The organism is Salinivirga sp. (assembly GCF_035268865.1).
Taxonomy (GTDB): domain Bacteria; phylum Bacteroidota; class Bacteroidia; order Bacteroidales; family Salinivirgaceae; genus Salinivirga.
Map to the genome: position 1 here is coordinate 1 of NZ_DATFKB010000011.1, position 13,917 is coordinate 13,917.

The 13,917-nt window shown below is 37.7% G+C and carries 14 protein-coding genes and 1 pseudogene; 10 read left to right on the forward strand and 5 right to left on the reverse strand.

The genetic code is table 11. The features are described 5' to 3' along the window. From VJ937_RS00500 to VJ937_RS00525, 7 genes and pseudogenes are all read left to right on the forward strand, one after another. Positions 1-222 (forward strand): hypothetical protein (locus tag VJ937_RS00500; protein ID WP_324064962.1); only part of this gene is annotated, 222 nt, incomplete at its 5' end. Between the two features lie 284 nt (positions 223-506). After that, positions 507-838, forward strand: a pseudogene (locus VJ937_RS15670) (type II toxin-antitoxin system HigB family toxin). Between the two features lie 18 nt (positions 839-856). Then, positions 857-1,300, forward strand: a complete 444-nt coding sequence (locus VJ937_RS00505; RefSeq protein ID WP_324064963.1) for a helix-turn-helix domain-containing protein — start codon at positions 857-859, stop codon at positions 1,298-1,300. 294 nt (positions 1,301-1,594) lie between these two features. Then, positions 1,595-1,879 carry a type II toxin-antitoxin system RelE/ParE family toxin gene (locus tag VJ937_RS00510; RefSeq protein ID WP_324064964.1) on the forward strand — a complete coding sequence of 95 codons (285 nt, stop codon included), beginning with the start codon at positions 1,595-1,597 and terminating at the stop codon, positions 1,877-1,879. An 11-nt stretch (positions 1,880-1,890) separates the two neighbouring features. Continuing rightward, positions 1,891-2,196 carry a HigA family addiction module antitoxin gene (locus tag VJ937_RS00515; RefSeq protein ID WP_324064965.1) on the forward strand — a complete coding sequence of 102 codons (306 nt, stop codon included), beginning with the start codon at positions 1,891-1,893 and terminating at the stop codon, positions 2,194-2,196. A 278-nt stretch (positions 2,197-2,474) separates the two neighbouring features. Beyond that, positions 2,475-2,768: a type II toxin-antitoxin system HigB family toxin gene (locus VJ937_RS00520; RefSeq protein ID WP_324064966.1), complete on the forward strand. Its 294-nt coding sequence runs from the start codon at positions 2,475-2,477 to the stop codon at positions 2,766-2,768. Positions 2,769-2,773: 5 nt separating this feature from the next. Then, entirely contained in the window at positions 2,774-3,130 is a 357-nt protein-coding gene (locus tag VJ937_RS00525) for a helix-turn-helix domain-containing protein (protein ID WP_324064967.1), read from the forward strand. Between the two features lie 579 nt (positions 3,131-3,709). Here the strand turns inward: VJ937_RS00525 and VJ937_RS00530 are convergent. Further along, positions 3,710-4,513 carry a class I SAM-dependent methyltransferase gene (locus tag VJ937_RS00530; RefSeq protein WP_324064968.1) on the reverse strand — a complete coding sequence of 268 codons (804 nt, stop codon included), beginning with the start codon at positions 4,511-4,513 and terminating at the stop codon, positions 3,710-3,712. A gap of 707 nt (positions 4,514-5,220) precedes the next feature. On the opposite strand from VJ937_RS00530, the gene VJ937_RS00535 reads away from it, so the two are divergent. Further along, on the forward strand, positions 5,221-6,171 hold the full coding sequence (locus VJ937_RS00535; protein ID WP_324064969.1) for an L-threonylcarbamoyladenylate synthase: 951 nt from the start codon (positions 5,221-5,223) through the stop codon (positions 6,169-6,171). Positions 6,172-6,303: 132 nt separating this feature from the next. Beyond that, complete coding sequence (locus VJ937_RS00540; protein WP_324064970.1) at positions 6,304-6,897, forward strand: DJ-1/PfpI family protein; 594 nt, start codon at positions 6,304-6,306, stop codon at positions 6,895-6,897. 66 nt (positions 6,898-6,963) lie between these two features. On the opposite strand, the gene VJ937_RS00545 is transcribed toward VJ937_RS00540, so the two are convergent. The 4 genes from VJ937_RS00545 to VJ937_RS00560 all read right to left on the reverse strand — a co-directional run bounded on the left by VJ937_RS00545 (position 6,964) and on the right by VJ937_RS00560 (position 10,541). Further along, positions 6,964-8,154, reverse strand: a complete 1,191-nt coding sequence (locus tag VJ937_RS00545; protein ID WP_324064971.1) for an aminopeptidase C — start codon at positions 8,152-8,154, stop codon at positions 6,964-6,966. Between the two features lie 30 nt (positions 8,155-8,184). Then, positions 8,185-8,460: a hypothetical protein gene (locus tag VJ937_RS00550; protein ID WP_324064972.1), complete on the reverse strand. Its 276-nt coding sequence runs from the start codon at positions 8,458-8,460 to the stop codon at positions 8,185-8,187. 133 nt (positions 8,461-8,593) lie between these two features. Beyond that, positions 8,594-9,904 (reverse strand): dicarboxylate/amino acid:cation symporter, encoded by a 1,311-nt coding sequence (locus VJ937_RS00555; RefSeq protein ID WP_324064973.1) that lies wholly within the window; start codon positions 9,902-9,904, stop codon positions 8,594-8,596. 106 nt (positions 9,905-10,010) lie between these two features. Further along, on the reverse strand, positions 10,011-10,541 hold the full coding sequence (locus VJ937_RS00560) for a peptidylprolyl isomerase (protein ID WP_324064974.1): 531 nt from the start codon (positions 10,539-10,541) through the stop codon (positions 10,011-10,013). A 295-nt stretch (positions 10,542-10,836) separates the two neighbouring features. On the opposite strand from VJ937_RS00560, the gene VJ937_RS00565 reads away from it, so the two are divergent. Continuing rightward, complete coding sequence (locus tag VJ937_RS00565; protein ID WP_324064975.1) at positions 10,837-13,464, forward strand: DUF5916 domain-containing protein; 2,628 nt, start codon at positions 10,837-10,839, stop codon at positions 13,462-13,464. The last annotated feature ends 453 nt before the right edge of the window (positions 13,465-13,917 follow it).

A 13,917-nucleotide genomic window follows, 5' to 3' on the forward strand; every position in this document is an offset into this window, starting at 1 on the left:
CAACTTGCCAGCTTAGGACTTTCACCTTTTAGACAAAAAGAGCGTCCCTGCTTTGGGGCATTGAAAAAGATTTGTATATTTCAACTTTTTCTGTTGCTTCGAGCAGGGTGCACTGCAGCACATGCAGGGCACACACACCGCCAAAAACTTCGTTTTGACGGCAAAAGTTGTACATTTGTAAAACAAAGTTTTGGCTCTGTGAAGTTTGAACGGTCTTTGTAAGTAAGGCCTTCGCTTCATAACCGCGCACGTTTGCAGCAGAACAGATTGGAAATACAATTTGGAAAGTATCATATAGAAATGTATTTTTAGGTTACTTTGATGAAACACATTTAAGAAGAAAAGAACAAACAATAAGGTTAGGTACTAATTTAGTGTAAAGTCTAATCTTTAACTTTTGTAAAGGATGTGTCTTAACGAACAAATTTGCAGGTTGTGACCGATATGAAAAAATAAAGAAAAGTTTCATTAAATGAAACTTTTTTCGTTTATTTGCGGATAACTATATGAAAGTACATTTAATAAAGAAACAGTCGATTGAAGATTATGTCGTAAAGAATGCAAGAGCTCGAGCATCTTTTGAAATATGGTTATCGATTCTTAAAAGAGCTGACTGGAATGAGCCAAACGAGATTGTGTCGACATTTAATAAGGCTGATATAATAGGAAAAGGAACAAATCGGGTTGTTTTAATATTGGAGGAAACAATTACAGGATGATTTGTAAGTATCATTTTGGAGCAACTAGAGTCCACCTTTTCATTCAGTGGATTGGGACACACACAGAGTATACGAAACTTTGCAATGAAAGTAAACAGTTTGACATTAACAATTATTGATTGAGAAAGAACATTAAAATGGAATCATTAAAATTCACAGTGATAAAGACAATAGAGCAGTATATCGATTATTGTAATATACTTGACGAACTGATTTCTAAAGATGAAATTAAGTTCCAGGATGAAATTGAATTATTGACGTTACTAATTGAAAAGTGGGATAGCGAGAATAATTCATTTAAGGATTCTGATCCAATCGAAATCCTAAAAGCTATCATGGACGAGCACGAGTTAAAGGCTAAAGATTTAGTGACTATTTTAGGATTGACTAAAGGAACAGTTTCTAAGGTTCTAAATTATCAAAAAGGACTTTCTAAGGATACAATCAGAAAGTTATCTGACTATTTTAAAGTTTCACAAGAAGCATTTAACAGGCCATATCGATTGAAGAATGAAGTAAATAGAAGATATCGAAATGCTAGCTTGATGAATACTCGGAAAAATATTACTGAAGTGAGCTAAAACAACTTTGCATAACCTCGGCGATAGAGCATACTGAGCCGCGAAGCTGCGGGCATCAGAGGTTCTTTTTTAACCCCGCCAACCGACCGAAGGGAGCTCAACGGAGTTAAAACTTCGTTTTGACGGAAAATGATTAATATTGTAAAACAAAGTTTTTGGCTACGGAGCAGATTTTGAAGACATTACAAGCAAACCGTACGCTCCAAAGCAGCATACGTTCTGGTGTATTTAAAGAAACTTTTGCCGTCCGTAACTTTTTACCTATCTTTGGCGTTACTAATTTAAGAGATAAGCATGATTGTATCGTTTCGAACAAAGTTGACTGAAAAAATTTGGAATGGTGAACGGGTGAAAAAAATCCCGATTGAAATTCAACAAATCGGACGAAGAAAATTGAGAATGTTGAACAATTCACAAAATTTAGCTGATTTACGGATTCCGCCATCGAATCGACTAGAAAAACTAAAAGGATCGACGGAAAATTTTTACAGTATTCGGATTAACGATCAATGGAGAATTGTTTTTCGTTGGGACAGCAATCATTCACATGACGTAGAGATTATTGATTATCACAAATAAACGACTTGACTATGGACACTTTAACAAACATACATCCAGGAGAAATATTATTGGAGGAATTTCTGAAACCAATGAGGATTTCAGCCTATCGACTATCAAAAGACACTGAGATTCCGCAAACACGAATTTCGATGATCATTAAAGGACAAAGACGGATAACTGCTGACACAGCGCTTCGACTAAGTTCGTATTTCGGGACGACTGCAAAATTTTGGCTAGGACTACAAGACGATTATGACATTGAAGAAGTGAGCAAAGGAAAATCCAATCTTTTCAAGAGAATAAAATCAAAAACACACCAGAACAGCGGTGAATAAAGCAAAGGCAGCACGTGCGTTTTCGCGGATTCGAGGTTTAATTTTAGCACCGCCAAAAACTTCGTTTTGACGGCAAAAGATGTACATTTGTAAAACAAAGTTTTGGCTCTGTGAAGTTTGGAAGGCCTTAAAAAGTAAGCCTTTCGCTAACTAGCAGGAAACGTTAGCAAAAATGCCCACCCAACCTCAACCGTTTAAAGTTCTAATAAAAAACTGCAATTAATTTACCAAATTGGTAACCTTTTTGTATCTTTACCGAATAAATAATTACGGACAATATGAGAGTCATTGCGAAAAAGATACTTAGAGAGTTTTGGGAGAAATATTCTGATTCTGAGAATCAATTAAAAACGTGGTACAAAGAAGCAAGCAAAGCGAAGTGGACTGACCCAAATAACATCAAGAATCAATACCCGACTGCAAGTATTCTTAAAGCAGGACGAGTAGTTTTTAATATATGCGGAAACAAATACCGATTGATAGTGCAAATTAACTATGAAAGACAGTGGGTTTTTATCCGGTTTATAGGAACACACAAAGACTACGACAAGATTGACGCAAATAAAATTTAATTGTTATGGATATAAAAGTGATTAAAACCGAAACAGATTATCAACAAGCATTGGAAAGACTTGAAGAAATCTTTGACGCACCGATTGATTCACCAGAAGGAGATGAAGCAGAAATTTTATCCATTCTGATTGAAAAGTATGAGGATGAAAATTATCCTATTGACGATCCAGATCCTATCGAGGCGATAAAATTTCGTATGGAACAAATGGGAATGAAAAAAAGTGATTTGGCGAAAATCATTGGATATAAAAGTAGAGTTTCTGAGATTCTGAATCGAAAACGGAAATTGACGTTAAGAATGATTCGCCAATTGCATGAAAACCTTAAGATTCCTTACGAATCTTTGATTACGGATTATTAAAGCACTTTTGCTAACACCTGCGAGTGAGCAAAAGGCGCTTGTGGCGGGTTTTAGCGACCGAGGATATTAATTAGCTCCGCCAAATCTTACGATTTGCTCGCAATCTTTTATATTTTTAATGGCGCTCGCGAGCTAAAGGTTGACGGGTTGTTTTTTGAAATGTAAATCGTAAATTTGGCTCAGTGCAGTTTGTGAGGTTTGTAAAAGTAAGCCTTACGCTCTTCAGCAAAAAACATTAGCCCCAATATCGTGAAATCTCTAGTATCGCTTCGCTTTCTGTCGTTGTGTAAAAATGAAAAACTGACATTCAATTCCTTAAGCTTGATCCATGTTACCCGAAATGTGATGATTTCATCACCACGATATATGCATGACTTTCGTTAAGAAACGTAGTAAAATGCTATTTGCAAACCACATTGCAAATTGTTGAAAAAATACTGAATAACCGAAAGCATTGGGATGGAATCTGCTGGTCGGCCTTTCAAATAGATGCAAATCCTTCACATCAGCAGGTAATGCAGAAAACAGTGCTAATTGGTAAAAAAGCACTTACTACAGTACACCACGCAATCTAATTTACTATTTTTCTAGCACATAACTCCAGTACTGAAACGTTCCGTTTGCAAAATTTTGGTAACGGGAAGTCCCGATAGTACCGGCAAAGGTCTTGAATGATTTACGCAAGAATCTTGGAATTTTTGCGTCTATAAGGTGTTCCCTTCTTTCTGAATCTTTATCAAGGCCTGCAACAACATTACTCGAGATATTTTTTTCTGAATGGCGCTTAAATCCTGCTTTATCAATTCGCTTATTAAAGTTTTCGAGTTCGCTTGGGTATATCATATCTGCAAGCAAGAGTTTTCCTCCGGGCCGAAGTACACGATATACTTCATTGAAAAAGGCTTGCATATTCCCATAACATCGCGCCGACTCAACATTAACAATACAGTCAAATGAATTATCTTCATACGGAATCGATTCTGCAATTCCGTGAACAAAGCTTAAATTATCAACGTTGTAATGCTTGTTGCAAAAGCTGATACTGCTTTCTGAGATATCCATGCCAATATAACTTTCGGGCTTATAGTAGCGACTAATATAAGAAGCTCCTCCTCCTCTTCCGGAACCCACTTCAAGAACTTTTTTGCCTTTAAGGTCTGCTTGATTTACAACATGATCATAGAGTTGAATGCAATAACGGTCTGTTTCGTCTTCGTCGTTAAGCTCCAGGCGCGCATCTCCATTCAGGCTTTCAAATCCATAATTCATAAAGTTGGCAGCATTATCTCTGTCATATTTATTCATTTTTCTATGCCACCACTGCCACAAAGGCTTTCTTAAAGGCTTTGGCAATTCCGCAAACTTTTCTACAATCTTCGTCATTTAATGTCTTTTTATTTCCATATATGTCTCAACAGTTTCAAAAATATAACAATTTCTGTTCAAAACAATAGTTTATAAATTTACCTTTATTGTTATTGGTATATGTGTAGCTTATTTGTGATGAATAGAGCTATATTTATTCGATTTAATGAGCAAACGAAACCTCCATGATAAGAGAAACACACAACGCCTTCCCCTACCTTCGGCGGTGCAAAGCTTCGCCTTCGCATAGCTATGGCGGAGCGAGGCACGACCATGAGTATTTATAATATTACGGGTAAATGTTTGAATATTATTCACCGACCTTAGGGAGTTCAAGGAAATTAAAACTTAGTTTTAACCCGTAAAAATTCATATTAAAAAAGCTTTGACTACGTTCAATTTGATAAGATATCATAAGCCTTAAAAACTCGCTAACCGACACGCTGTATGGATTTTCACAAAACTGTTTATTTTATAGAATTAAATCTCTATAGTTCTGGTTTAGCAGTTCTTGTTAAATTGTTTGAGTCATATTTTATGCTAAAAGAATGCAATTAGCTTTATCTATCATTCGGGTATAAATTGCAGCTGCAATATTTTTTATTAATTCAATGCTAAAATAAAAAACCATGAAAAATTCACATTAACGCATCGAAAGGGTATTAATTTTGTATCCATACCAGGTGAAACAAACCATATTCTCAAATCAATTTTGCATAACAAAAATGAGCATCATAAACGATATTAATATAGCAGCTAAACATATTCAAGAAGGAAATCTTGTTGCCTTCCCAACCGAGACCGTATACGGCTTAGGTGCAAATGCACTGAATCCAATGGCAGTTGCCAAAATATTTGAAGCCAAGGAGCGCCCATCGTTCGATCCCTTAATTGTACATATTGGCAACCTGAATCAAATAGAACAGCTTGTTAAAAAAAGCGATGAACGAATATATAAATTGGCAGAAAAATTTTGGCCGGGACCGCTCACCATTGTTTTGCCTAAAAGCGATATAATTCCCGATCTTGTTACATCAGGTTTATCTACAGTTGGAATCCGCATGCCGGGAAACGACATTGCACTCGATCTCATACGCACATCAGATTGCCCGATAGCTGCTCCAAGTGCAAATAAATTCGGACGAATAAGCCCTACTACTGCGCTACATGTAAAGAAACAGCTCCCGGGTGTAGATTACATTCTCGATGGCGGAAAAACCACCGTAGGAATTGAATCTACCATAATCAAGCTAACAGATAAGGGTTTCCAGATCCTTAGAAACGGAATTATTACAAAAGAAGATCTTGAAACCATAATTCCACACGATGCAACCTCAAAAACTGAAAGCCTGTCTGCCCCGGGTATGCTAAAGTCACATTACAGCCCCCGAAAAAAGCTCTTGATTGCAGATGTAAACTCACCTAACACAAACCTGTCAAAGGCCGGTTTAATATCGTTTTCGGGAGAATTGGAAAAAGGGTACGCAAAAGTAATAAGGGTTTCAGAAAAAAAAGACGTGAAAGATTATGCTGTAAATATGTTTGAAGCGATGCACACTTTCGAAGATGATGCTGATATCGAAATAATTATTGCCGAACCTGTTGAGGAAACCGGAATAGGAATTGCTATAATGGACAGATTAAGAAAAGCTGAGTTTAATTGGCGGCAGGATTAGCCGTGTATTATTTAGTTTTTGTAATGCAGGAGAAGCTTTCAAGAGAATCTAAGGAGTAAACTACGGTACGAAGCTTCATGATAAACAAAATATTAAGCTAGCTTTGAATTCAAATTTTAGCACCTCTGGCAAATGAAAAAAGTACTTTTATTATTGGCAAATGGCTTTGAGACTTACGAAGCCAGTGTTTTTATTGATGTAATAGGCTGGAACCTCATTGATGGTGATGGCTCCACCCGGTTGTTTACATGTGGTATACAAAAAGAAGTTAACACCACCTTTAGCCAAAAGGTGGTTGTCGATTACCTAATTGAAGAAGTCGATGTGAATTTGTTTGATGCTTTGGCGATTCCCGGCGGATTTGAAGAATATAACTACTATGAGGATGCTTACAGTGAGCAATTTGTAAGTATAATTCGTAAATTCAATGCGCAAGATAAAACAATAGCTTCAGTATGCGTAGCCGCCCTGCCAATTGGCAAAAGCGGAATATTAAAAAACAGGAATGCCACCACCTATAAAGTAGGAAAAGTCAGGCAGCAAACCCTGAAAAATTATGGTGCAAATGTGATTAATGAACCCATCGTTACTGACCGCAATGTTATTTCTTCATGGAATCCGTCAACAGCCATTGATGTGGCATTTCTATTACTGGAATTGCTTACTTCAAAAAACAATACCCAGCATATAAGGGAGATTATGGGATTTGAGCGTAAAAACACTTAAGCAAGTCAGGATCAACAAAAAACGCCAGGTGATAAATCCCTGGCGCATTATTGTATTTTTATAAAACTACTCTATTTTGAGTTGCTCTTTTATGCCCGGCATCAAAGCGTCTTTATGCAACATTATACTCAGTGACTTGTATTTAAAGAAAGCTGCTGATGCGTAAAAATAGCCACCCTGATCGTTCGATTCTCCCCAGGTATTTTTCACTTTAAAAAAAACCTTGCCTGTTTGATCTTTGTAATAACCGACAATGTGCATTCCGTGATCATCCTGCGTGCGATAATCATCAAAAGCTTTTTGGCGCATTTCCTGGGTAATTTGCTTCTCCGGGATGGGCTCTGAAAAATCATAGAGCCGCTCGTTTCTTTCCGAATCAGTCATTGAAGCCCATTTCTTTTTCTCACTCCCACTTAACTCTGCTATTTCACTAACCGGGACAAGTGCTAATGCATTGCGGTTAGAGAAACCCTTTTCGCTGACATCCGATCCCCATAGAAGTGTATACCCATTATCTAAAGCATAAATGGCTTGATTAAAAAATTCATCAAGCTTCACATTATAAACTTCTCCAAATGCCCAGTTATCTGGCACTTCCATAATAAACTTCGTATAAAAAGGGTGATGCGTAAATGATGAAAGCTCCACATAGTCAGCAGGGATAATATTCACTTCTTCCTGGAAAGATCGCGGGGTATACTCCTCTCCTTTCCAATGGAATTGAGCCGGTTTTTTCCCCAAATAGGTGTCTAAAACATTATCGAAAGCCTTTATCCAGGCGGTACTCAATTTACGATTTTTGTTTTCAATTACAGCATTCACAATGGCATCGAGGACATTATCCATTTCGCCATGCACATGACTTTCAGTACCATAATTAAGCCCCGGATATGCCTGTTCAGGTACAATACCATATAATTTAATCATATCCATAACATCGTTTGATTCTGCACCCGGGCCAAAACTTATAGCGCCATGAAAGCGCACATAATCCAGTGCACGCTCGTGGTAATCGTGGCGTACGAGCCACATTTCAGCCAAATCAGCCTCAAAATTTTTCATACGAAGCACTTCGCTTTCAAGAAATGAAATACCACTAAAACTCCAGCAGGTCCCAGACCTGTGCTGGTCCTTTATGGGTGTAGCTGGCAAATCGACTAAGGGTTCTAACTCATATCCACCGACTTTAACAGTCTTCTGCTGTCCATAAGCATTAAAAACAATAAAAAAACCAACTAAAACAGCTACAAAACGCATAATTAAAATTTTCCTGTCATTCGAAACCTGCTATTTCTTGTTTACCAGCGCTTTTAAATCTTTATATCTTTTATCTACATCGTCCACAACTTTTTTCAAGAGGTCATTTACAAATTGGCCGGTAACTTTTTCTGCGTGATTCAGTTCACTCACAAAATTTTTGCGGGCTTCTTTTAATTCTGATAACTGCGCTTTGGGTTTTGTGAGCTCCTGATTTTTATTTACAGACATGTAATGAAGAATATCTTCCTCAAGACGTTGATATTCGTCTTTAATTTTCTTTTTTACTGTTCTTTTGTTTGACATGGTCTTACATTTTTATTTAAAATTATTCGACTACTAATATAAGAAAATAATCTGCCAGATAGCATGTGCCTTCGTACATTCGCAAAGAGGAAGCAAAGCTATTACCACTGGAGATTAATTGTTATAAATTCGATTATTCCTTTTGCAGCTCAAGATCTTCCGGATGCAATTTCTGTTCACTGGCAGCTACAATAGAAGCAATAGTTGAATCCCCGGTAACATTTACCACAGTTCTGAACATATCGAGCGGTCTGTCTACAGCAAAAATTAGTGCAATTCCCGCACTTGGTATACCGATGGATTCGAGCACAATAACCAACATTACGATTCCGGCACTGGGTACTGCAGCCGAACCAATTGACGCTAAAGTAGCTGTAAGAATAATTGTAAGTTGTTGGCCAAGAGTTAAATCATAACCAAAAACGATAGCAATAAAAACGGCTGCTACAGCTTGATACAGACTAGTTCCATCCATATTGATGGTGGCACCAACGGGTAATACGAAACTGCTCACCTCACGGCTAACGCCCAGTTCATTTTCGCATTGCCGCATGGTTACTGGTAGCGTAGCTGCACTAGAGCTTGTGCTAAATGCCAGTAATTGGGCAGGCAAAACACCTTTTAAAAATTGTGCATATTTTAATTTGGTGAACATGGCCAGCAAACCGGGGTATATAAACACGACAAGAAACAACAAACCTGCAATTACCACCAGCGCATACATGCCAAGGCTTTGGAGTAAGCCAATAGAAGAAGCCGGATCATCTCCAGCCAGCTCAACCATCAGGCTGCCCATTAATGCAAAAACCCCGTATGGAGCAAATTTCATAATGAGCCGAACCATGGCAATAATTACTTCATTAACGCCGCTGACAAATTTATGCACAGTTTCTACTTTGTGCCTTTCGAGCAAAACAAGGGCTATTCCAAACAAAATAGCAAAAAATATCACCTGCAGCATATTCACATTGCTCGATGCTGCTCCGATAATGTTGTCTGGCACAATATCTACAATAAATTTCAGGGGCCCCTCTTCGCTGCCATGTGCCAAATTGATTTTCGACGCTGCATCACCACCGTATATTTCCTGAAATTCGGCTTTTTTATCTTCAGGAAAGTCGGAACCGGGTTTTATCAAATTAACCAACCCTAACCCCACAGTAATAGCAATAACAGTAGAAGCCACATAGAGCATTAGTGTTTTGAGCCCCATGCGCGACAATTTGGAAATATTTTGCAAACTACCTATGCCCTGCACCAAAGAAAAGAAGATAAGCGGCACTGCAATAAGCTTAAGCATTCGAATGAAAATGGTTCCCCAGGGTTTTATCCAGTCCAAAGTGAAACCTTTCCAGCCGGCTGCCGACGCAAGAAAGCCATAAGCTATGCCTAAAGCCAAACCACCCAGAATTTGCCAATGTAGCGCTATTTTTCTTCTTTTCATTTTTTTATTGCTAGTTCGAAAATCAGACAACAATGATAGGAAATTACAGGCAATAAAAAAAGCGCCTTCATGCGAAGACGCTTTCTATATCTTAAATTTTTAAGTACTAACATTCACTACAATTTCCATTGCAACTGCTGCAGTCTTCATCATGGTTATGCTGAATGGCTGCCAGCTCTTCGTCTGTAGCTTCTCTTACATTCAGTACATTACCTTTGAAATGCAAATCTCTTCCTGCCATTGGGTGATTAAAGTCCATTTTTACAGCTTCATCGCCAATTTCCAGTACAACACCGTTAATACGATTACCGGCTTTATCCATCATAGGAATCATAGCACCTTCTTTAACGATATCATAATTCACTGCACCATCTACTTCGAATACATTCAAAGGAAGGTCCATAATCATTTCATCTGATTTTGAACCATAAGCTTCCTGACTTTTAAGTTCAAATTCGAAATCATCTCCGGGGTTCATGCCTTCTATGTTTGACTCGAATTTGGGAATCATTAGTCCAGCGCCAAAAATGAATGTCAATGGACGCTCTTCTGTTACTTTTTCAATTGTTTCACCATTGGCAGTCTGGTCTTTGAGTTCGTATGTAAGTTCAACTACCTTGTTCTTTTCAATCATCATAATTGGTTAATCTTTAGATTTTATTTTGCGCAAATAAACAATTAATTACCGATGCTTCAAAATTCTTGCCGTTAATTAATTGCTTGTAATACAATTCTAATCACCCCAAAAAAGATTCCAACTTGTCACATCCTGGCAAAAACTTCGTCATGAAAAAAATGTTATGTGACACCCCGTGTTCGATTATGGACACAAAGCAAAAATCAAGAAATAGATTAAAACACTGAAATACAACAAACTATATTGCTATGGCATATCTATTGACATATTAATAATAACCCAACACCCTTAAACCATGAAAAACCCAATTTTAATCTATTTAACCGCGATTTTATTATCCACTGGACATTTTTTGCAAGCCCAAAAACAGTATTTATCCCAAAAAACTGACATCGAACCACAAATTGATGGCCTATTAAACGATCAGGCCTGGGAAAAAGCCCAGTGGATCAATGAATTTACCCAACGTTCACCCTATGAAGGAAATTCACCTTCACAAAAAACCATTTTCAAAATATTATATGATGATGATTTCATTTACGTTGGCATCAGAGCATTTGATGATGAGCCACAAAAAATTGAACGACAACTGTCAAGACGCGATAACCTGCAGGGAGATTATGCCGGGATAACGTTTGACAGTTATAATGACAAACGCACCGGATTTCAGTTCAGAATAAGTGCAGTTGGAGTAAAGGCAGATGCAGTAATAAGCAATGACGGTTCCAATACAGACAGAAACTGGGATCCGATCTGGTATGGAAAAACAAACATAGACGATAAAGGCTGGACAGCAGAGATGAAAATTCCCCTTACACAATTGCGCTTCAGTAATGAAGAAGAACAAACCTGGGGAGTTCAGCTTACACGCCACATATACAGACTCGAGGAAGAAATACAATGGCAACTAATACCCAAAGAGGCAACAGGCTGGGTCAGTGAATTTGGTCAATTAAAAGGAATAAAAAACATTGAACCCAAAAAAGAGGCCTCATTAACCCCTTATGCAGTAAGTTCATTAGATCAGTTTCAGAAAGAACCAGATAATCCATTCAAAGACAAAGGTTATAAATTGAAACTCAATGGAGGAGTGAACGGAAAATTTGGTATTACCAATAATCTTACGCTGGATATGGCCATTAATCCGGATTTTGGACAGGTGGAGGCCGATCCTTCACAGGTAAACCTAACGGCCTATGAAACCTTCTATAGCGAAAAACGCCCGTTTTTTATCGAAGGGAGCAACATCATGAATTTCAGGCTCATGCCAATGGGTAATTTCATGACAGATAATCTTTTCTATTCCCGTCGAATTGGAGGACGCCCTCATTATTCCCCGGACCTGGCAGATAACGAATACAGTGAATCTCCACAGAACACATCCATACTTGGAGCCTTAAAACTCACCGGTAAAACCAAAGATGGTTGGTCAGTGGGCATTTTGGAATCGGTTACGCAAAAAGAGTTTGCTACAATAGACAATGGCACTGAAGGCCGGCTGGAGAATATCGAACCTCTGACGAATTATTTTCTTTCTCGCGTTGAGCGGGATTTTAACGAAGGAAATACCATGTTGGGTGGAATGTTTACAGCCACCAACCGAAAAATTGATGCAACGCAGCTCGAGTATTTGCACACCGGCGCATACACAGGAGGATTAAATTTTAAGCACTTTTGGCAAGATAAAAAATATGTTTTCGAGGCGCGTAGTACATACTCTCATATTGTGGGATCAGAAGAAGCAATAACCCAAACGCAGGAGTCATCAACCCACTATTTCCAGCGACCTGATGCAAATCATTTACATCTTGACTCCACACGTAACAGCCTTACCGGTTATGGCACAAGCATGATGTTTGCAAAAATGGGTAAAGGAAATATCAAATATGCTTTTTTTCTAAATATGAAATCGCCTGAATTAAACATGAACGATATGGGCTACCAGCGCGAAGCCGATCATATCTCAGAACTATTCTGGATTCAATACCGCATTCTGGAGCCGATAGCTATGTTCCGCTCTTTCTATTTCAACGTAAACCAATGGGAAATACACGACTTTAACGGAACACGTCTTACAACAGGAGGAAATTATGGCGTAGGGATGCAACTCAAAAACTATTGGTACATAAATTTTGGCACCAGTTTTAACCTTGAACATTTGTCAAAAACCGCCTTATTCGGAGGTCCGTATTTAAAACTACCTCATAATATAAACAACTGGGTATCGATTAGTTCTGACAATAGAAAAAAATTCAGGATAAGTTTTGGTGGTTCATCAAACTCAGTCGGTTCAGAAAAAACAGATTATTATAACACATGGATGAACCTGAGATATAAGCCACATGAAATGATAGACCTTTCTTTAAACCCTTCCATTTCATTTAATAATAATAATTTGCAGTATGTATCACAGGAATCTTTCAACAGTGAGCATGTTTACATTATGGGGCACCTTGATCAAACAACATTAAGGATGTCTTTCAGAGCCAATATCAGTCTTACGCCAAATTTATCAATACAATATTGGGGACAACCCTTTATTAGTGCTGGCAAATATGAGGAGTTTAAGCGTATAACAGATCCAAGAGCCAATAAATACAGTGATCGTTTCCATGCATTCAGTAATAACGAAATTAATTACAACAGTAATAATGAAGCATACGCAATAGATCATAACGCAGATGGAACTGTTGATTATAATGTTGACAAACCCGATTTCAACATAATGGACTTCATATCCAACCTGGTAATTCGTTGGGAATATACACCCGGATCAACGGTATACCTTGTGTGGACACAAAACCGAAGCGGAAATGACGGAAAAGGAACGTTTAAATTTAACGATAATACCAGCGACCTTTTTAATATCTCACCTTACAATGTATTTTTGATAAAAGCTACGTATAGATTTAGTTTGAACTAGTTTTGCAATTAAATAGCGGGTGTCTATCATTAGTCATTGGATGAATTGTTATTTTGGTTATTCATCCGATGACTGCGTATGTACGACCTAATCCATGAGTATATAATCTTACTTTTATTGATACAGATTTAAAAAAAGCAGCAAAAACCTGTTCATACAAACAGGCAAAAACCAGACGCTCACATAAAAAAAGTCAATAAATAAAAATAACAGAATACTAAAACATAAAAAAAAGTGCCCCGCTCAAAACAAAAGTCTCACACCTTAACCAGCTTGATTTTTTTATACATTTGCATAGGACACCAATACACAATTTTTATGAAAATAACGGTTTTAAACGACAATATAGCCAGTGGTATATGCAAGGCAGCCCATGGCTTATCGTGGTTTGTAGAGGCAAAAAAAAACATTTTGTTTGATGCCGGACCATCGAAAATTGCTTTTGAAAATGCA